Source organism: Rhodothermus marinus, from assembly GCF_009936275.1.
In the GTDB taxonomy this organism is placed as follows: domain Bacteria; phylum Bacteroidota; class Rhodothermia; order Rhodothermales; family Rhodothermaceae; genus Rhodothermus; species Rhodothermus marinus_A.
Window position 1 is genome coordinate 961,369 of sequence record NZ_AP019797.1, and the last position, 19,818, is coordinate 981,186.

16 protein-coding genes are annotated in these 19,818 nt (G+C 59.4%); 8 read left to right on the forward strand and 8 right to left on the reverse strand.

What is annotated here, in order from left to right; genetic code table 11:
• Positions 1 to 60 precede the first annotated feature (60 nt).
• The 3 genes from GYH26_RS04255 to GYH26_RS04265 all read left to right on the forward strand — a co-directional run bounded on the left by GYH26_RS04255 (position 61) and on the right by GYH26_RS04265 (position 2,847).
• A complete protein-coding gene (locus GYH26_RS04255) occupies positions 61 to 876 on the forward strand; it encodes an SDR family oxidoreductase (RefSeq protein WP_014067573.1) in 816 nt (271 codons plus the stop codon).
• 72 nt (positions 877 to 948) lie between these two features.
• Positions 949 to 2,097 carry a tRNA 2-thiouridine(34) synthase MnmA gene (gene mnmA / locus GYH26_RS04260; protein ID WP_012843326.1) on the forward strand — a complete coding sequence of 383 codons (1,149 nt, stop codon included), beginning with the start codon at positions 949 to 951 and terminating at the stop codon, positions 2,095 to 2,097.
• Between the two features lie 39 nt (positions 2,098 to 2,136).
• A complete protein-coding gene (locus tag GYH26_RS04265; RefSeq protein WP_161540621.1) occupies positions 2,137 to 2,847 on the forward strand; it encodes a response regulator transcription factor in 711 nt (236 codons plus the stop codon).
• On the opposite strand, the gene GYH26_RS04270 is transcribed toward GYH26_RS04265, so the two are convergent.
• Complete coding sequence (locus GYH26_RS04270; RefSeq protein ID WP_012843328.1) at positions 2,814 to 3,554, reverse strand: response regulator transcription factor; 741 nt, start codon at positions 3,552 to 3,554, stop codon at positions 2,814 to 2,816. The genes GYH26_RS04265 and GYH26_RS04270 overlap by 34 nt on opposite strands.
• Positions 3,555 to 3,647: 93 nt before the next feature.
• On the opposite strand from GYH26_RS04270, the gene GYH26_RS04275 reads away from it, so the two are divergent.
• Positions 3,648 to 4,721: a M42 family metallopeptidase gene (locus tag GYH26_RS04275; RefSeq protein ID WP_012843329.1), complete on the forward strand. Its 1,074-nt coding sequence runs from the start codon at positions 3,648 to 3,650 to the stop codon at positions 4,719 to 4,721.
• A 2-nt stretch (positions 4,722 to 4,723) separates the two neighbouring features.
• Here the strand turns inward: GYH26_RS04275 and GYH26_RS04280 are convergent, their stop codons facing one another.
• Positions 4,724 to 6,151 (reverse strand): aldehyde dehydrogenase family protein, encoded by a 1,428-nt coding sequence (locus tag GYH26_RS04280; RefSeq protein WP_242006585.1) that lies wholly within the window; start codon positions 6,149 to 6,151, stop codon positions 4,724 to 4,726.
• Between the two features lie 160 nt (positions 6,152 to 6,311).
• Between GYH26_RS04280 and pncA the strand changes: the two genes are divergently transcribed.
• Complete coding sequence (gene pncA, locus GYH26_RS04285) at positions 6,312 to 6,944, forward strand: bifunctional nicotinamidase/pyrazinamidase (RefSeq protein ID WP_161540623.1); 633 nt, start codon at positions 6,312 to 6,314, stop codon at positions 6,942 to 6,944.
• Positions 6,945 to 7,077: 133 nt separating this feature from the next.
• Positions 7,078 to 8,472: an oligosaccharide flippase family protein gene (locus GYH26_RS04290; protein ID WP_161540624.1), complete on the forward strand. Its 1,395-nt coding sequence runs from the start codon at positions 7,078 to 7,080 to the stop codon at positions 8,470 to 8,472.
• Here GYH26_RS04290 and GYH26_RS04295 read toward each other — a convergent pair.
• Positions 8,393 to 9,547 carry a glycosyltransferase gene (locus tag GYH26_RS04295; protein WP_161540625.1) on the reverse strand — a complete coding sequence of 385 codons (1,155 nt, stop codon included), beginning with the start codon at positions 9,545 to 9,547 and terminating at the stop codon, positions 8,393 to 8,395. The two genes, GYH26_RS04290 and GYH26_RS04295, sit on opposite strands and share 80 nt — an antisense overlap.
• A 338-nt stretch (positions 9,548 to 9,885) precedes the next feature.
• On the opposite strand from GYH26_RS04295, the gene GYH26_RS04300 reads away from it, so the two are divergent.
• Both GYH26_RS04300 and GYH26_RS04305 read left to right on the forward strand, forming a co-directional pair.
• Positions 9,886 to 11,034, forward strand: a complete 1,149-nt coding sequence (locus tag GYH26_RS04300) for a glycosyltransferase family 4 protein (protein WP_029961339.1) — start codon at positions 9,886 to 9,888, stop codon at positions 11,032 to 11,034.
• A 93-nt stretch (positions 11,035 to 11,127) separates the two neighbouring features.
• Complete coding sequence (locus tag GYH26_RS04305; protein ID WP_161540626.1) at positions 11,128 to 12,093, forward strand: EpsG family protein; 966 nt, start codon at positions 11,128 to 11,130, stop codon at positions 12,091 to 12,093.
• On the opposite strand, the gene GYH26_RS04310 is transcribed toward GYH26_RS04305, so the two are convergent.
• The 5 genes from GYH26_RS04310 to GYH26_RS04330 form a co-directional block, all read right to left on the reverse strand.
• On the reverse strand, positions 12,090 to 13,298 hold the full coding sequence (locus GYH26_RS04310; protein ID WP_029698405.1) for a dipeptidase: 1,209 nt from the start codon (positions 13,296 to 13,298) through the stop codon (positions 12,090 to 12,092). The two genes, GYH26_RS04305 and GYH26_RS04310, sit on opposite strands and share 4 nt — an antisense overlap.
• 39 nt (positions 13,299 to 13,337) lie before the next feature.
• Complete coding sequence (locus GYH26_RS04315) at positions 13,338 to 14,144, reverse strand: helical backbone metal receptor (protein ID WP_014067562.1); 807 nt, start codon at positions 14,142 to 14,144, stop codon at positions 13,338 to 13,340.
• Positions 14,128 to 15,642 (reverse strand): UDP-N-acetylmuramate:L-alanyl-gamma-D-glutamyl-meso-diaminopimelate ligase, encoded by a 1,515-nt coding sequence (gene mpl, locus GYH26_RS04320; protein ID WP_161540627.1) that lies wholly within the window; start codon positions 15,640 to 15,642, stop codon positions 14,128 to 14,130. Before mpl ends, GYH26_RS04315 begins: the two co-directional genes overlap by 17 nt.
• Positions 15,643 to 15,644: 2 nt before the next feature.
• Entirely contained in the window at positions 15,645 to 16,772 is a 1,128-nt protein-coding gene (locus GYH26_RS04325) for a hemolysin family protein (protein WP_161540628.1), read from the reverse strand.
• A gap of 152 nt (positions 16,773 to 16,924) precedes the next feature.
• The gene (locus GYH26_RS04330; protein ID WP_161540629.1) at positions 16,925 to 19,657 is read right to left on the reverse strand and encodes a T9SS type A sorting domain-containing protein; all 2,733 of its coding nucleotides are present in this window, start codon (positions 19,655 to 19,657) and stop codon (positions 16,925 to 16,927) included.
• Between the last annotated feature and the right edge of the window lie 161 nt (positions 19,658 to 19,818).

The window sequence follows — 19,818 nt, forward strand, 5'->3', positions numbered from 1 at the left end:
CTTTATTAACTTGCAAAACGCACTTGCTGAACGGCAAACGAAGAATCCGCTAAGGACGCCATGGATCTGGGTTTGCAGGATCGTATTGCGCTGGTGACGGGTGCCAGCAGCGGGCTGGGCTGGGCGGCGGCGCTGGAACTGGCCCGCGAAGGGTGCCGCGTGGCCATCTGCTCGCGTTCGGAGGCGCGCATTCAGGCGGCAGCCCGCCGCATTGTCGAAGCACTCGGCCTGGCCGAAGACCGGGTACTGCCGTTGGTCTGCGACGTGACCGATGAGGCGCAGATCATCCGGATGATCGAACAGGTGGTCGATCGGTGGAACGTCCTGAACATTCTGGTGACGAACGCCGGCGGGCCACCGGCCGGCTACGTCGGCGACTTTACGGCCGACGACTGGCGGGCGGCCCTGGAGCTAAACCTGCTCAGCACGATCAACCTCTGCCGACATGCACTGCCGCACCTGCGCCGCGCAGCCCGTGAGCCGAACGGCCTGGCCCGCATTCTGATGATCACGTCCATTTCGGCCAAGCAGCCGATCCCGAACCTGTATCTGTCGAACGCCGCGCGGGCGGGCGTGCAGGGCTTCGCGAAGAGTCTGGCCGAAGAACTGGGGCCTGAAGGCATCACCGTCAACACGCTGCTGCCGGGCTACACGCGCACCGAACGGTTGCAGGAGCTGGCCCGGGTGCAGCAGCAGCGCACCGGCCGCTCCCTTGAAGAAATCGAGACAAGCTGGGCCGAACAGGCCGCGCTGAAGCGGATCGGCGAGCCGCACGAGTTTGCCGCGGCCGTGGCCTTTCTGGCCAGTGCCCGCGCCAGCTACATCACGGGCGTAGCCTTCCCGGTCGATGGCGGACGCTCGAAGCACCTGCTCTGAGGCACCGGAACGGGCAACCGCCCCTGCCGTACAACCGCCGCGCATACCTGAAAACAACGAACCCGGGAGAAGATGAGTCGGCACGGACGGGTACTGGTGGCGATGAGCGGCGGGGTGGATTCGTCCGTCACGGCCGCCCTGCTGCACGAGCAGGGCTACGAGGTGGTGGGCATCACGATGAAGACGTGGGACTACACCTCCAGCGGTGTGCGTACGGGCAAAGAAGTGGGTTGCTGCTCGCTGGAGTCCATGAACGATGCCCGCGCCGTAGCCGTGCGGCTGGGCTTTCCGCATTTCATCGTGGACATCCGTGAGGAGTTCGGCGACTGGGTGATCGAACGCTTCACCGAGGAGTATCTGGCCGGCCGCACGCCCAATCCCTGCATTCTCTGCAACACGCACATCAAGTGGGCGGCGCTGCTGCGACGGGCCGATCGGCTCGGCTGCGACTACATTGCCACCGGGCATTACGCCCGCATTCGCTACGACGAGTCGCTGGGGCGCTACGTGATCTCGCGCGGACGCGATCTGAACAAGGACCAGAGCTACGTGCTCTGGGGGATTGCGCAGGAGCACCTGGCCCGGACGCTTCTGCCGCTGGGCGACTATACCAAGCCCGAAATCCGGCGCATGGCCGCCGAGATGGGCTTCGAGCGGCTGGCACAGAAGCCGGATTCCTACGAGATCTGCTTCATCCCGGACAACGATTACCGGCGTTTTCTGCGCCAGCGCGTGCCCGATCTGGACCGGAAGGTCGGCCCGGGCAAGTTCGTGCTGAAGGACGGTACCGTGGTGGGCACGCACCGGGGCTATCCGTTCTACACGATCGGCCAGCGGCACGGTCTCGGGCTGGCGCTCGGCTATCCCGCCTACGTCACCCACATCGATTCGGAGACGAACACGATCACCGTCGGGCCACGTGAAGAGTTGCTTCGTCAGCGGTTGGTGGCCCGCCAGATCAACCTGGTCAAGTACCCGGACCTGCGCGAGGAGCGTCCGGCCATCGGCAAGATCCGCTACAAGGACGAGGGTGCGCCCTGTCTGGTCTGGCAGGAGGGGGATGCGCTGCACGTGGCCTTTGCTGAGCCCCGACCGGCCATCACACCGGGACAGGCCGTCGTGCTCTACGAAGGCGACGACGTGCTGGCCGGCGGCTGGATCCACGAGGTGCTGGACACCGAAGACACGCCGGCCACGGCCGCAGCGAAGAACTTGTCGTAGCACGCTGCTGGTTGTAGATTCCGGATAAAAAGCGGGAACATGGGGAAAGCACGTCTGCTGATCATAGAAGACGACGCGGAAGTACGCGAGGCGCTGGCGCTGTGCCTGGAGACGGCGGGCTACGAGGTGGACGCCGTCGCCACCGGCGAGGCGGGGCGCGAGAAGGCCATCACGGTGCCCGGCTACGATCTGATCATCCTGGACGCGAGGCTTCCGGGGCGCGATGGCTTTGAGGTGCTCCGCGAGTTGCGTGAGGAGGACGGGGTAATGACGCCTGTCCTGATGCTTACCGGGCTGAACGACCGGGAGCACCGCCTGAAGGGCTTTGAGCTGGGCGCCGACGATTACGTGGCCAAGCCGTTTGCGCCCGAGGAGCTGCTGGCCCGCGTGGAGGCCGTTCTGCGCCGCGCCAAGCGGCAGCCCCAGCCCGAAAAGCGTCGCTTCCGGGTAGGCGGCATTGAGGTCGATCTGGTGGAAGGCACGGTGACGCGCGACGGCCAGCCGGTGGCACTGACCGACATGGAATTCCGGCTACTGCGCTACCTGATCCTGCACCGTGGCCGCACCGTCACCCGCGAGCAGTTGCTCCGGGAAGTCTGGGAGCTTCCGCCCACCGTGCAGACCCGCACCATCGATCGTCACATCAACGCCCTCCGCAAGATCATGGACGGCGAGGACGAAGCAAGCTGGCCGATTCAGAGCGTCTACGGGATCGGTTACCGGCTGGTGGGCGGGGAGTTCGTCGATTGATCCTCGGCCCGAAGGCGATAGCCTTTGCCGTAGACGGTTTCGATATAGCGGGGCTGGCGCAGGTCGGGCTCGATTTTTTTGCGAATCGAAGCGATGTGCCGGTCGATCGTCCGCGTTTCGACGTCGCCGACGATGTGCCACACGTCGCGCAGGAGTTGTTCGCGCGTGACCACTTCGCCCCGATGGTGGATTAGATAGCGGAGCACATTCAGCTCCATGGCCGTGAAGTTGATGCGCTCGGAGCCGCGGTAGGCCTCGTGCGTGCTGAAGTTGATCTCCACGTCGCCGATGTGGTAGATCTGCATGGGCGCCCGGTCGGGCGGTTGCGTTCGTTGCAGGATGGCCCGTACGCGGGCGGCCACTTCGTCCGGATCGAAGGGCTTGACGATGTAGTCGTCGGCGCCCAGCCCGAAGCCCTGCAGGACCTGCTCGCGTTCGCCGCGGCCGGTGAGCACCAGCACGGGCGTCTCCAGCCCGCGCCGGCGCATTTCCTGAAGTACTTCGAAGCCGCTCCGATCGGGCAACATCACGTCCAGCAAGACGACGTCGAACCGATGGGCGTTTGTGAGCAGTTCGAGCGCTTTATGCGCTTCCGGGGCGTGGGTGACGCGATAGCCCTGCAGCTCGAAGAAATCCTGAAGGGCCTGAGCCACGTCGGCGTCGTCTTCGACGATCAGCATGTGATAGGTCGGCGTCGACTCGGCCATGGTGCTGCCTGTGCGCTGGTTGAACGGGAACTCTTTCTGGAGATTAGCAACTGAAGGGGGCGCTGTCAACTTTCTTGACCAGCTAAAAAAGCAATGGAAGCTACGAACGAAGCTTTTCTGCTGAAACTTCTGGAAACGCCCAGTCCGTCGGGGTTTGAACAGGCCCTGCAGCGCACCTGGGCGCAGCACGTGAAGCCGTGGGCCGACGCCGTCGAGCAGGATAGCTATGGCACGGTCTGGGCTGTAAAGCGCGGGCGGGCCGATCAGCCACGGCTGATGCTGGAGGCGCATGCCGACGAGGTGGGCTTCATCGTGCAGCACATCTCAGATGAGGGATTTCTGCACATTGCGCCCATCGGCGGAGCCGATCGGGCACTGGCCCGCGCGCGTCGGGTGCAGGTGCTGGGCAGCAACGGGCCGGTGGACGGCGTGCTGGGACATACGGCCATCCACCTGCGCGATACGAAAGACGAGAAGGTGCCCGAGTGGCACGAACTGTTCGTGGACGTGGGGGCCCGCAATCGGGAGGAGGTGGCGGCGCTGGGCATCCGGGTAGGGCATCCGGTGGTGCTGGCTAGCGGGCCGTTTCGGCTTCAGGGGCGGCGGCTGGTGGGACGTGCGCTCGACAATCGGCTGGGCGGCTTCATTCTGGCCCAGGTGCTGGCCGCGCTGGCCGAAACGCCCGCAGAAGCAACTGTCTACGCCGTCAACGCGGTGCAGGAGGAGACGGGCGGCTATGGCGCGCGCATGGTGGCCTACCGGCTGCACCCGGACCTGGCGCTGGTGCTGGAGGTGACGCACGCCACCGATACGCCCGGCCTCGACGCCCGGCGGCATGGACTCGTCCGTCTGGGAGCCGGACCCGTGTTGACGCACGGCACGGCCAACCACCCGCTATTGGTCGAGCGCCTGCTGGCCGTGGCCGAGGCCGAAGGCATCCCCGTGCAGCACGAGGCGTCGTCCCGACGCACCGGCACCGACGCCGACGATATCTTCCCGACACGTGGTGGCATTCCCTGCGCGCTGGTTTCGGTGCCGCTTCGCTACATGCACTCGCCGGTCGAGGTGGTCGATCTGGACGACGTGGCCCACACGGTCCGGCTACTGGTGGCCTTCGTGCGCAGCCTGCAGCCGGACGATCGCTTTCTTCCGGAACTGACGGCGTAGGCTCAGAAGAACGGCAGGAAGCGGTCGATCAGGCGCTGCGCCTGCTCGCCATAGGGCGGATAGAGCCGGCGCAGCAGCGGAAAGTCGAACCGCCGGTAGACCACGGGGCGCTCGTTGGAGAAGGCCAGAAAGCCGTGGTAGCGGTAGGCTTTCCCGATCCCGCTGGGACCGACGCCGCCGAAGGGCAGGTCGGGGTGATTGAAGTGCAGCAGCGTATCGTTCACGCAGCCGCCACCGGCCGAGGTGTGATTGAGCACGTGCTGCACGCGCCGGTCATCCCGGGCAAACACGTAAAGCGCCAGCGGCTTGGGGCGGCGGTTGATGGCCTCCAGTGCTTCGTCCAGATGGTCGAAGACCTGAACGGGCAGGAGCGGACCGAAGATCTCTTCCTGCATGATGGCGGCCTCGTCGGGCACCTGCGTCAGCACGGTGGGCGGCACGAAGCGTTCTGCTGCAATCCAGGGGCCGCCTATGGCCTCGCGGGCGCCGTGGGCCAGCGCGTCTTCGTACAGATGGCGCAGCCGCTCGAAGTGGCGGTCGTTGACGATCCGGGCGTAGCTGTCGCTCTGCCGCCAGGCTTCGGGATCCGGTCCGTAAAACGCTTCGATCTGCTCCCGAAGGGCCGCCACCAGCGCGTCGTGCAGGCTCCGGTGCACCAGCACATAATCGGGCGCGATGCAGGTCTGGCCCGCATTGGTAAACTTGCCCCAGGCGATTTTTTCGGCGGCCTGCTCGACGTCGGCCGTCTCATCAACGACGGTGGGCGACTTGCCCCCCAGTTCGAGGGTAACGGAGGCCAGATGGCGGGCGGCCGCTTCCATGACCAGGCGTCCCACCCGCGGACTGCCCGTGAAAAAGATGTGGTCGAAGGGCAAGTCCAGCAATGCTTCGGCCACCGTGTGATCCCCTTCGAAAACGGCCACTTCTTCCGGATCGAACACCTCTTCGATGATGCGTCGGATGGTGCGGGCGCTGTTGGGGGCGAACTCCGAGGGCTTGACGATCACGCAATTGCCCGCCGCGATGGCCGTCACGAGCGGGGCAAGCGTCAGCGTGAAGGGATAGTTCCAGGGCGAAAGGAGGAGCACCACGCCTTTGGGTTCGTAGCGGATCTCGGCACGGGTGCCCAGGTGCGTCAGCGCCGTGCCCACGCGTTTCGGGCGCATCCAGTGGGCCAGGTGGCGGGCCACGTAGCGGGCTTCGGTGACGACGGGGGCGATTTCGGTCAGGTCCACCTCCAGCGGTGGCTTCCGGAAATCGGCCCAGAGCGCCGCCCGGATGGTTTCGCGGTGATCCAGCACGGCCTCGCGCAGGCGGATGAGCTGGCGTCGCCGCTCGCGTACGGTGCGATTACGGATGGCGACGTGATGCCGCCGCTGGCGCTCGAAGACTTCGGCCATGGTGCGCGCCAGTTCCGGCGTGCAGGGCATGGCAGACGGGTGGGGCGTCATGGTTTCACTGCGGGGAGGTTGGACATTCTGATTTAATAGTATACGTTTTTGAAACATACGTCAAGGCTTCGGAACAATTCTCCGGCTTGCTTCGCTTCTTTACGGAGGCGGAACCGTTCACCAGACATTCGGGGGAACCATGAAGGCGCTGCTGGTTGTGGACGTGCAGAACGACTTCTGCCCGGGGGGCGCCCTACCGGTACCCGAAGGCGATGCGGTCGTTCCGGTGATCAACCGGCTGAATTCGTATTTTGAGAACATCATTCTGACGCAGGACTGGCATCCGGCGGGCCACTGGTCGTTTGCCTCGGCGCATCCCGGCAAGAAGCCGTTCGAGACGATCCAGCTCAGCTACGGCGAGCAGGTGCTCTGGCCGGATCACTGCGTGCAGGGCACGCCGGGCGCCGATTTCCATCCGGAGCTGGACACCACGCGCGCGCAGCTCATCATCCGGAAAGGATTCCGGAAGGAGATCGACTCCTATTCGGCCTTCTACGAGAACGACAAGCAGACCACGACGGGACTGGCCGGCTATCTGAAGGAGCGGGGCATCACGACGCTGTACGTGGTCGGACTGGCGGCCGACTTCTGCGTGAAGTGGTCGGCGCTGGACGGCCGCCGGCTGGGCTTTGACGTGTACGTGGTCACCGACGCCACGCGTGGTATCGACACGAACGGCTCGCTGGCGCGCGCCTGGGAAGAGATGAAGGCGGCCGGCGTGCATCTGATCACTTCCGACGAGGTGATCCGCCAGACCGAGCCGGTAGCCTGAAGCCTGACCGAGGTATGGATAACGGGGCGTCTGGTGGCAGGCCGGACGCCTCGCTTTTTTGTAGAACTTCTATTGCGCATCCAGCGTTGGGCTGCCCGTCTTCAAGCGGTTTGCGCGCCCTGTGCCTGGATGAATGGTTCTGCGCTATAGCCTGCATTACCTGATTGCCCGGGGAATTCCGGCACTGGTAAACTTTCTGGCAATTGCCGTCTACACGCGGTTGCTGTCGCCAGATGCGTATGGGCGCTACATTCTTGTGCTGGCCGGGGTCAACATAGCCAATCTTACCGTTTTTCAATGGCTTAGGCTGTCCCTGGTGCGTTATCTGCCGGCGTATCAGGAGCAAGAAGGCGTCTTGCTGGGCACCATTGGCCGGATCTACCTGATTCTGATGGCGGGAGTGGGCGTGCTGGGAGGAGTAGCTGGATTGGTTGTCGGAGGGGAATGGCAGCGTCTGGTGCTGGTGGCGGTGCTGTTGTTGTGGATGCAGGCCTGGTTTGAACTCAATGTCGAACTGTTAAGGGCTCGGTTGCAGACGCGCGCGTATGGCTGGGCGATGGGCGTGCGGAGCGTGGGCGCCCTGGGTCTGGGCACGTTGTTCATTCTGGGCGGACTGGGGGCGTTCGGGCCCCTGCTGGGTATGACATTGAGTATGGCAGGAGTTGGCCTTTTCTTTGTTTACCAGAACTGGCGAACTATACGGCTTCAATTAAATTGGAATCAATTTATTCCATTATTACGTTTTGGACTCCCGTTAGCTGGTAGTGTATTTTTGAACTTGGCGCTCAATGCGTCTGATAGATTCTTAATAGCATTGTTGATCGATGAAGGAAAGGCAGGTATTTATTCAGCAGGATATGATTTGGCATATCAACCTATTATATTACTTTTCAGTGTTGTAAACCTGGCTTCATATCCACTAATCGTAAGAGCATGGGAGAATAGAAAGGAAAGAATGGTTAAAGAATATTTATCAGACAACATAACATTGTTGTTGGCAATTGGTTTTGCATCCGGCATTTTTGTTACCGAATTTTCTGATCTTATTGTGAAAACGGTGTTGGGAGAAAAGTTTTATGATGCTACTATAATAGTGCCATGGATAGTGTGGGGAACATTATTGGAAGGAATTCGGATATACCATTCAGATTTTAGTTTTCATTTGACTGAAAATACAAAAAAACAGTTGTATGTGGTGATGTGTGGGCTTTTTGTTAATTTAATTGTAAATTTGATTTATATTCCTCGAATGGGTATGATTGCTGCAGCCTGGTCAACATTGATAGCTTTTGGCTGTGCTTTATTGCTTAGTATTTGGTGGGGAAGGCGATTAATTCTTTTTACTCTGATATCAAAAAAAGTTACTTGGGTAGTAACTACAGGAATTGTTGTACTGTTTTGTGTAAAGTTTTTGAAATCAAATTTTGATTCTGTAGAAGTTGTGATAATCAGTGTTTTGTTGTGTTTGCTTTATGTTTTTTCTGTTTTTTGTTTATTAGTTCGAAATATAAAGATTCCCACTGATTGACAATTTGATCCAGAGAGTAAACATTTTCCATGTAATTCCTGCCTTTGATTCCCATAGCAATGCGCTGTTGAAGAGGTAAGTTCATGAGTCTGAGCATGGCTTGAGCCAGTGCTTCTGGATTCTTGGGAGGAACTAAGAATCCAGTTTCCTGGTCGATAACAACTTCACTGTTTCCTCCCACATCTGTGGCGACAATAGGAAGGGCGCATGAAGCGGCTTCTTGTAAGACAAGAGGCATTCCTTCCCATTCTGAAGACATAACAAAAGCATCTGCAGCATTCATAAGTCGGGGAATATCATCTCGTATACCCATAAAAAGAACATACTGATCTATTTCTAATTTGATTGCAAGATTTCTTAATGTCGAGTAAAGAGGACCATCTCCTGCAATCATAAGCCGAGTATTTCTGTTTTTTCTTAAAACTTTTTGAAATGCATGAAACAGACTGGGGTAATCTTTGGCCTCCACCAATCTTCCAACCGAAAGCCAGAGGAAATAGTTGTCTAATTCTAACTCTTTACGAAGATTGATTCTATACGTCTTGTCAGGACGAAATTTTGTAGTGTCAACAGCGTTAGGGATATATCTTATTTTATGAGGGGAAACCGCTTTAATGTCAATATAGCGTTTCAAGCCTGCTTTACTTACTTGCGTGGTGATGTCGCATAGCGGATCAGTGATTCGATAAGATAATTCGCGTAGTTTTAGTGAACCTCTTTGGCCTTTTTCAATAATATTCTGGGCTGTACATATTAAAACCGGGATTTCTGTAACTAATCGAGTTAATCTTGTAAGAATGTTGGCATGAACCATGTGACTGTGAACAACATCTGGTTGCCAGCTTCTTATTAATTGTGCCAATTTTAAGAATTTAGTGCTTGGTATTTTCTGGGTTATATTTAACGTTGTAACTGGTATTCCTGCGCTTTCTAATTCATCTATGTATGCTTTAGGAGGAGTAATAGAAACCACCCTTACATCCCATCCTCGAAGTTTGAGTTGGGTGGTAATTCTTACTAATTGGGCTTCTCCTCCCCCATATGTGAGACCTGTTATTACGTGAAGACATTTCATAATTTAATATTCAATTTATTTTGTGTAAAATTTAAATATTCAAAACGCATGCTATATGATTTGTGTTCCCTCAAAATAAAGATGGGCTATGATGATGTGAGGGCTAGTATTTCTAAGAGATTTGATGTTTAAGCTTTTGAATGTCAGGGGTATACCCTGCTGATCGCAGCTTTTTAAGTCTGAGTCGCCCTGCGCAAGTTCTGAATGAAACGAGGTCTACATACGCAGCTTATCCAGAAAGCAGATACGAGGTTTGTGCTTGCTCGCTGACCCCATGCGTGGAGGGGCCGGGATGTTTTATATTGGACAGGAGTGAATGAACGGCGGCATATACATTGATGTTGGAAGCTGGAAGAAAAGGGTCGGTGCATGTTGTTTATCTGATTACGCGGGCGGATGAATTGGGCGGTGCCCAGATGCACGTACTGGAACTGGCGAGAGGGTTTCGGGTGCGTGACTGGCAGGTAACCGTTCTGGCTGGCAGTGAAGGCTCTTTTTCAGAACTGGTGCAGGCGGCCGGTATTCCTTATGTTCATGTTCCTTTTTTGCAGCGCGCCATTCATCCCTGGAAGGACATGCGCTGTTTGCTGGTGTTACGCCAGTTGCTCCGGAAGCTTATGCCTGATCTGGTGGCCACCCATTCCTCAAAAGCTGGATGGATAGGGCGGCTGGTTGCGCGGAGTCTGGGAATTCCCGTAGTTTTTACCGCCCACGGGTGGGCATTCACTGAGGGAATTGGCTATCCCCAGCGATGGTTTTTCAAAGTAGCTGAGCGCCTGGTAGCGCCACTGGCCGATAAGATCATCACCGTATCCGAATATGACCGCCAGCTTGCTTTGCGCCATCGTATTGTTGAACCTGAACGGGTGATTACGGTCTATAATGGGGTTCCGGATATTCCTCCAGAGTTGCGGGCCTGCCCGCTGACAAAAGAAGGGGAACGAGTACGCCTCATCATGGTGGCCCGCTTCAGCCCTCAGAAAGATCATGCATTGGTGCTGCGGGCACTGGCCGGCTTGCGTGACCTTCCCTGGGAGTTGGAGCTGATTGGAGATGGACCGTTGCGTCCTGCATGTGAGCAGCTGGCCCGCGACCTTCACATCAGCGACCAGGTTTATTTCAGGGGGGAACGCAAGGATGTGGCCGAGCACTTGGCTCAGGCCCATCTTTTTGTACTGGCTTCCCATTACGAGGGGCTTCCCATCACCATTCTGGAAGCCATGCGTGCAGGTTTGCCGGTTGTTGCCGCCAATGTCTCTGGCGTCAGCGAAGCGGTACAACATGGGCGCACCGGCCTTCTGTTTGCTCGGGGCCATGTGGAAGAACTGAGAGCCTGTTTGCAGCAACTCATTCTTAACGCAACACTGCGATGTTCCATGGGGGAAAGTGGACGAAAACGATATGAAAGGCACTTTACGCTTGAACGTATGCTGGAAAACACAGCGCATGTATATCAGGAAGTTTTGAGAAATAGAGGAAAGATCTAAATTGATGAAAAACGAAAGATGATATACATAATAGGATGGCTGCTTGTTTACTATTATTTTGCAATGTGCTTTTTTCTGAAACGTCACCTTAAGGTGATTGCTGGAGGGGTAATTTTACTCTTAAGCTTAATTGCGATCTTCAGAGGCTCTGTTGGAACCGACACAGCTACTTATGAAAGATTGGTCACGCGTATAGATACCTGGTCAGGCCTTGAGCCCGCCTTCTGGATTCTGATGTATGTTTTTAATTTGTGGCTAGACGATCCTGTTTGGGTGGTCAGAGCATTTTCTGGGATTTTTGCAGGAATTTTATTGTGGTTTGTTTATAAGTCGGATGAGGAGGAATTGTTTTTTTTGATGGCTTTTTTTGTTCCTCTGTTTTTTTATAATTACAGCATGAATGTAATTCGTGTGGGCATAGCTTTCTCCATTTTGTTGTTGGCTCTTCAGCAAGATAGGAGACAAGAGTATAAAAAGGCAATTTTGCTTGGAATATTGTCTGTTCTGTTTCATTATTCTCTCTTATTTGCTCTTTTCTTTCTGTGGTTTAATCTCGATTATAACAAAGAGAATGTGTGGAATAGAAAAAATTTGTTTTTAATTTTTGCTGTTTCATCTTTGATTGCCATTTTGGTTATTTTGAATGAACACTACTTTCTTTCAAAACTGGCAATCTATGCTTATCTGGAAGCTCCAAGTTTGTTTTCCGGGCTTTCACGTATTATGTTGGGACTTGTACTGTTGGCTCCAATACCCTTCAGCAACATTTCTGAATACCAGAAGAAAAGAATTATTTATAGCTCGTTATTTTTTATGATTTTGTTTTTCAGCATGGGTATTTATGTTACACCTCGTCTGCTGGATATGGTGAATCTGTTGATTCCGATGGCAATGCTGCGCGCCTACCGGCGCGTAAATGAACCAATGGACTGGCGCTTCAAAGCCGCCCTGTTTGTGGCCGGATTGGGCGGCGCAGTCGGAATGTATCGCTACATGCTCAACGAGAGTTTCTGGTCGCCCTCCCCGTTCCTTCCCTACCACACGGTCTTCGACCGCTAAGGCGTCTGCAGCTCGGCGGCGGCGGCTTCGACGGCCTCCCAGACGCGCAGCAGATTGCCGCCCAGGATTTTTTCGAGGTCCTCCTCGCTGTAGCCGCGGCGCAGGAGCTCGGCCACCAGGTTCGGATACATCGACACGTCCTGCAGCCCCGCCGGCAGGGCAAAGACGCCGTCGAAGTCGGAGCCCAGCCCGACGTGATCGACGCCCACGAGCTGCACGACGTGGTCGATGTGATCGGCCACGTCGGCCACCGTGCCGATGGGATGACGCTTGCGCTGCAGCGCCATCCAGCGACGCCCTTCCGGCGACTCGGGATCGATGCCCTGCGCTTCCAGTTCGGCCCGCAGTTGCCGACGGAGCGAGTCGCCCATGGCCTGATATTCGCCGCGCAGAAACGAGGAGCCGAAGTTGATCATGATCACACCGCCGTTGGCTGCCAGCGCCCGGATCATCTCATCGCTCATGTTGCGCTCCCAGCCGGGCGTGAAGTGCCGGGCCGACGAATGCGAGGCGATCACCGGGGCCTTCGTGCGACGCAGCACGTCGTAGAAGGCGCTGTCGGATACATGCGAGATGTCGATGAGCATGCCGAGCCGGTTCATTTCGTCGACGACCTGCTCACCGAAGGGGCTCAACCCGTTCCAGACGCGCGTGGTGTCGTAGGAACTGTCGCAGATCTGGTTGACGCGGGCATGGGTGAGCGTGATGTACCGGATGCCCCGCTCGTAGAAATAGGCGACGTTGCGCAACTCGCCTTCCAGTCCGGAGCCGTTCTCCATGCCCATGAGCAGGGCAATGCGTCCCTCCCGATGGGCCCGGCGCACGTCCTCCGGCGAACGCGCCAGCATGAACTTGTCGGGGGCCTGACGGGCCAGCGCTTCGACCATGTCGATCAACGAATCGGCCAGCGCTTTAGAAGCACCGGGCGTGTCCTGCAGCTCGGCCGGCAGGTAGATGGAGAAAAACGGGGCGTCCAGACCGCCTGCGCGGGCGCGCTCGTAGTCGAAGTCGCCCAGCTCGGTGCGCCGGGTGATGTCTTCCGGAAACTGACGCAGCCGGTAGGGCACGTCGATGTGGCCGTCGATGAGGATGAACCGTTGCGTGAGCGCGCGGGCATGTTCCAGCAGCCGCTGCTCCTCGGAGCGACAGGCCGCCAGCAGTCCGGCCAGCAGCCCTGCGAAAACGATCAAACGCATGGGAATCATCAGGCAGGTTGACGATGCCCGAAGAATACCAAACGCCGGTCAGGATAGCAACCGGGCGGGCCGTTGCGTCTGCAGGTGGTTCAGATAGGCGGGTGTCTCCAGCAGCCGGGCGCCGTACCAGGAGAAGGGCTGTCCGTCGACCAGCAGGAACGTGGCCTCGGGACACAGCTGCCGTAGCTCCTCGATGTGCTTTTCCCTGAACGGATAGGGTTCGCTGCTGAGCAGCACGACTTCGGGGCGCAGTGCGCGGATTTCCTCAGGCGTCAGCACCGGATAGCGCGTCCGGTCGGCACACACGTTCTCGAAGCCTCCGCGCCGGAGCATGTCGTGGATGAACGTGTCGCGACCGACGCTCATGTATGGATCGCGCCAGATCAGATAGAGCGTGCGCCGGGGCGGATAGGTCGGCAGTGCCGCAAAGCGTTCGGCAATGGTAGTGGCCAGCGCTTCGGCGGCCGTTTCGGTGCCGGTCAGGTAGCCGACCTGGCGAATCATCTGCAGCGCTTCCTCCAGCGTTCGTACGTGGGTGACAAAAACAGGCACATGCGGATCCAGCGTCTCGACGATTTCGCGGGTGTTTTCTTCCAGGTTGGCCAGGACCAGATCGGGCTGCAGGCCCAGCAGCCGCTCGTAGTTGACCTGTTTGGTGCCGCCCACGATCGTTTTGCGACGCTTCCAGTCGGGCGGGCGCACGCAGAAACGGGTCAGTCCCACGACGGCCTCATCCAGCTCGAGCGCCGCCAGCAGCTCGGTCAGGCTGGGCACGAGCGAGACGATGCGGCGAGGTGGACGGGCAAGGCGGATCGTGCGGCCGCGTGCGTCGGTCAGTTCACGCGGAAAGGTCATGGGTCGTTCGCGACGTGGCCGGTTCCGTCTGGTGCTGCAGCGCACGCAGCAGGCGTTCGTGCAGGTTGCCAAAGGCGCCGTTGCTCATGATCAGGGCGATGTCACCGGGACGAAGCGCTTCCAATAAAAGCGGAAGCAGCACGTCGGCCCCCTCGGCCACGTGGGCCGGAATGCCCCGTGCCCGGATGCCGGCCGCTACCGATTCGGGATCGAAAAAGTCCTCGGGCCGGTCGTTGTGTCGAAACGGGGGCATGCTCAGCCATACCTCGTCGGCGTCGTCGAAAGCTTCCATGTAGGCCTGCTCGAAGCGTTTGCGGCGGCTCGAGTTGGAGCGCGGCTCGAAGACGGCCACCAGGCGGCGATCCGGCCAGCGCTGGCGGGCGGCGCGGAGCGTCTCGCGGACGGCCGTCGGGTGGTGTGCAAAATCGTCCACTACGAGCACGCCGCCGGCCTCGCCCCGCACCTCCAGCCGACGTTTCATGCCGGGGAAGCTGGCCAGCCCCTCGCGCAGTTGGTCGGGCGAGAGACCTATCTGCAGCGCGAAGGCACACACGGCCAGCGCATTGCGCAGGTTGTGGCGGCCGCTCAGCGGCAGGAAGAAGCGTCCCAGCTCGCGTCCGTCCACGATCAGGGTGAAGTGCTGACCCTCGAACGTCGGATAGACCTGCCCGACCGTCACGTCACAGAGCGTATGCAGCCCGTAGGTGCGCACCTGAGCGCGGCAGGTGCGGGCCACCTGCCGGACCGTCGGGTCGTCGCCGTGCGCCACCAGCAGTCCTTCGGGAAGGAGCAGGGCGACCAGTTGCTCGAAGGCTTCCCGGTAATCGTCCAGGTCGTCGTACAGGTCGGCGTGGTCGAACTCGATGGAGGTCAGCAGAACGGCCTGCGGGCGATAGTGCAGGAATTTGGGCCGCTTGTCGAAGTAGGCGCTGTCGTACTCGTCGCCCTCGACGACGAACCAGGGGCCGGAACCAATGTGACCGCTCGTTTCGGCGCCGATCATGACGCCGCCGATGAAGAAGCCCGGATCCAGCCCGGCCCGGTCCAGCACGTGGGCCAGCAGACCCGCCGTGGTGGTTTTGCCATGGGTGCCGGCCACGACGACCGGTTGGCGGTATTGGAGGAAGAAGTGAGCAAGTGCCTCGGGCAGAGAGCATTGCGGCAGTCGGCGTTCTCGGGCCGCCGCCGCTTCGGGATGCGTGGGCGTGCAGGCGTTGCCCACGACGACCAGGTCCGGCGGGGGCTCCAGATGGGCCGGATCAAAACCTTCATAAAAGGAAATGCCATGGCGGCGTAGCAGTGTGCTCATGGGCGGATAGGCGGCCGCATCGCTGCCGCGAACCTGATAGCCCGCTTCCCGGAGCAGCAGGGCCAGCGTGCCCATGCCCGTGCCGCAGATACCGATCAGGTACACGTCACGAACGGCTTCCGGAGGAAGCAGCGGCGGCCGCTCGAACCGGCGCAGGTGGGCGTCGGGATAATCTTCCAGCCGTTTCATGGTCAGCGATTCGGGTGGGGAGGACCACCGGTCAGACCCAGGCGCACGGCGGCCTCGCGTTCGGCGGTAGAGGACTCGGCCGCCGCTTCCGATTCCGGAAGCAGCCCCAGCCGGGCCGCGCGGCGCCGCCACTGCTGGCGGGCCAGCTCCTGCATGTCGCGCGTCGAATCGGCCTCGTCCACGATTTCCAGCCCTAGCAGCGTTTCCACGACGTCCTCGAGTGTTACGATGCCCGCCGTGCCGCCGTACTCGTCGATCACCAGCGCTATGTGTTCCAGACGGTTCAGCATGCGCTCGAACAACTCAGGCAGCGGCAGGTTCTCCGGCACCACCAGGATTTCGCGGCGCAGACGATGCAACGGGACGTCGCCCTCGTCCCGGGCGGCGCGGAGCAGGATTTCATCTTTCAAGACATAGCCGGTGATGTGGTCCTTCGTTTTCCGGTAGATGGGAATGCGCGAGAAACGCAGCTCGGGATGGCGGCGCAGCACCTCGGCGATGGTCAGCTCTTCGGGCAGCGCGAAGACGACCGTGCGCGGCGTCATGATGTCCTTGGCCCGCAGTGCATGAAAGCGCAGCAGGTTTTTCAGGATGCGCAGTTCTTCCTGCTCGAAGACGCCCTGCTGGCGTCCCAGCTCGGCTAGGGCGGCCAGCTCTTCGCGGCTGATCGAGGGCGCTCGACGCTCGCGGGCCAGCAGGCGCGTGATGCCTTTGGAAAGCAGTACGAACGGATAAAGGATCCAGATCATGGGAGGCAGCATGCGGGCCACGGCCGGAGCCAATGCACGCCAGTAGAGGGCGCCCACGGTCTTCGGAATGATCTCGGAAAGGACAAGGATCAGCAGCGTCAATATGCCCGAAATGATGCCCACGTAGGCGTCGCCAAAGATTTTTGCAGCCTGTGCGCCTGCTCCGGCTGCACCGGCCGTATGGGCGATGGTGTTCAGGCTCAGGATGGCCGCCAGCGGTCGGTCGATGTCGCGCTTGAGGCGCTGCAGCAGCCGACCGGTTGTTGTATGCTGATGAGCAGCCACGTACGACGGCGTGACGCTGAGCAGCACCGCCTCCATGATGGAACACAGAAACGAGACGCTCAGCGTCAGCGCCAGGTAAAAGATCAATAGGCCCATCGGGTAAGCTTCTCGGATGCGCGTCCTGAGCCGGTGATACAAACACAGTGGACAAAAAAAGAATGCCGCCGGGTGCAGGGGAGTTTCAACAGAAAAAAGGTCCGGGCACCGAAGGCCCGGACCTTTGCCAGCCGCCAATGCTTGCCCGGCGATCAGTGAGCCACAACGACGGGTACCGTCTGCACGCCGTCTTCACCCTGCAACCGCACCAGGTACAGTCCCGCCGGCAGGGCACTTGCCGACCAGCGCAGCCGGTGCTCGCCGGCCGTCACCGGGCCATCGATCAGCCGGGTCACTTCCTGGCCCAGCAGGTTGTAGACGACCAGGCGGATGCGCTCGGTCCGGGGCACCTGCACGACGACCACCGCCGTCCGGTTGGCCGGATTCGGGTAGATGCTTCGGAGCACCAGGCGCGTGTCGTCAGGTAGCGTTTCGTTTTCGTCCACAACCGGTGGAATTAACAATGCGCCGGTCACCATATCGACCAGTACCACCAGCGAATCTTCCTGGGCGAGTGTGGCAGCGCGTTTACCCGATGTAAATCCCCGAAAGATGATCTCCCAGATGAAGTGTCCTTCCAGGTGCGGATAGCGGTCCGGCATGGCCCGCCCTTCCATGGTGATCCAGGCATCGGGGTGCGATTCCAGAAACGCGCTGCCGCCGCTGGCCATCGCCGTGGCCATCGCCTCGTCCGAGTCGATGAACGATTCGGGCAGTGTAGGCCAGTTGGCTACGGAATCGGACGGCGGCGAGGAAGGATAGAATTCGAAGGCAAACGTCTCCTCCGGAGCCGAGACGGCTACGGTGATCTGCGTGTTTGCATCGCTCTGATAAGCGTCGTACGTCCACCAGGAAGCAGTGCCATCCGGATTGACCCCGTCCGAGAAGATGCGTTTGAGTTCCGCCCCCGGGTAGTCTTCGGCCAGGGAGTCCCGGACGGCTTGCAGCGGCGCACGGGCTGTGAACGGCCCGATCGGTTCAAACGTCTGCGCCTCGACAAAGGCGCCGGTGGTCATGTTGATGAAGTACGTGGCAGATGCCTGCGCAATGGTTCGGCGCTCGGCACGTTTGGATGTCCACCCGGGGTAGGCTTCCAGCCTCAGCGCATACAGCGGCGTGTTCGGATCGACCTGCAATCCGTACTGCTCGGCCAGAAAGCCACCTTCTAGCCAGGAAGAGACCGATTCGTTGTCATGCGCGTTCAGAAATTCGGCTGCGCTGCGCGCCCGTGCCGTGTCGGCCGCCTGGTCGGAGTCGATGATCTCCGGGAAGGGAATCTTGGGCGCGTCCGCCCAGTCGCTCTGGCTCAGCGTGTCGATCCAGGTCACCAGCGTGTTGCTGAGCGTAAGACTCAGCGCCTGACCACCGGCGACGACCTCGACCGTCCACCAGGAAGCTTTTCCACTGTAGGGATCAAAAGGATTGGCCCAGAAACGAACAATCCCATCGCTCTGCAGGATGCGCTTGGCGGGCGCCACCCGCTGCCAGGCAGCCTGCAGAGCCTCGACGGCCGTGGCCGGTTCGTAGGCCACGAGCTCGTTGCCGCTCAGGTCATAGGCGGCGCTGTATTCCAGGTTGCCTTCAAGGGGCGTCGGCAGCGAACGATTTTCCTGCACGAGCCAGATGGACTGCTCCGGATCCAGCGGGTACAGCTCGATCGGCAGGATGCCAAGACCGTCGAAATAGCGGGCAAGCTGGCCGGCCTGAAGCAGAAAGCGCTCGGTATTGCCGGCGGCCGGGAAGCGACTCCGATAGGCCGCTATGATGCCATCCGAATCCACCATGTTGTCCAGCGGCAGCGGGGCCATCTGATCGTAGGGTGTCGGTGAAGGCAGGGCCATCGGTGGCGCTGCCGACGTGGTGCCCCATGTGGAAAGGCCATAGGCCGTTTGCTGTGAGGGCGAATAGGCCGTAAAGCCCCAGCTCAGCGCCCGGCCGTTTTCGTCAGGTACGCCCTGAATAAAGACGATCTGGGCGTCCGGGGCCACGCTCGCCATTGCCAGCGCCAGTTGGGCTACCTGGGCCGCCTGAAGCGCTGTGAGCGGTTCGAGGCGGATGACCGGAATCGTCAGCCCGGAAAGATCGCCGGAGATCTGCAGGGGATCGGGTGTTCCGTCCTCGTTTTGATCGTAGAAGCTAAAACTCAGCGGACCTGTGAAATCGGGCGCAAGTAAAAACGCCCACAGGTAGTAGGTGCCGGGGCGCACGTACTCGATGGCAAACGAGCCGTCCGGATTGGATACCGCCACGCGAATCGGCTCGCCTTCTGGCTCCGGGGTAGGCCAGAGTGCCACATACCAGTTGCCCAGGTGATTGGACTGAATCGGCAGGGGACGTGCCGCAAGGCGCGGGGCGCGCGCCAGCGTAAACGGACCGGAAGCAGACGAGGCCAAAGGCCTGGCATGCGGTTCTGAGAACGACCAGAAGGTGAAAAGGCTCGGTCGGACCGACAACGGTCGTTTGCTCGGTCCGCTCTGCATTTCTACGAGCTGGCCGCTGACCGTGTAGGGGCCTGTTGCAGACGAGGTCGTGTAGTGAAACACGTACCGCCGGGCCAGCCGGCTCCCATCAACTCCCTTGGCATAGTGCACCACCCAGGTGTAATCCTGATCGGTCTGATGGGTGACGAGGAACGTCACCGTTTGGCCATCCGTGCTGAACGTGATCCGCGTTGGATCGGTCAGCTGCTGTTGCAATAGCGTGTCCAGCGGAAAGATAAGAAGACTGTCGGCCGGATTGATGGCCTTGTTGAACGTGATGGATACCGCCGTGGTCAGATCCACGCTGGCGCTGCCGTGGGCGGGGGTCGTGGAGACGACCTCGAGGTCCTGGGCCTGTGCAGCAGCGGCCAGCGCGAGCGTCAGGAGTAGCATCAGGCGTCTCATGGCGCACCCTCATTTTTTGGTTTTGAGATTGGCGGGTAGAGAGGGGGTGATCGCTCGGCGACTTCTCTAAAGATACAAAATTTTCCAGAGGTTAAACAGACAGGCAAGCAGGATGCCGCTGGCCGGGCTTAATGCGGCATGGCTCGAACTTATCCGGAAAA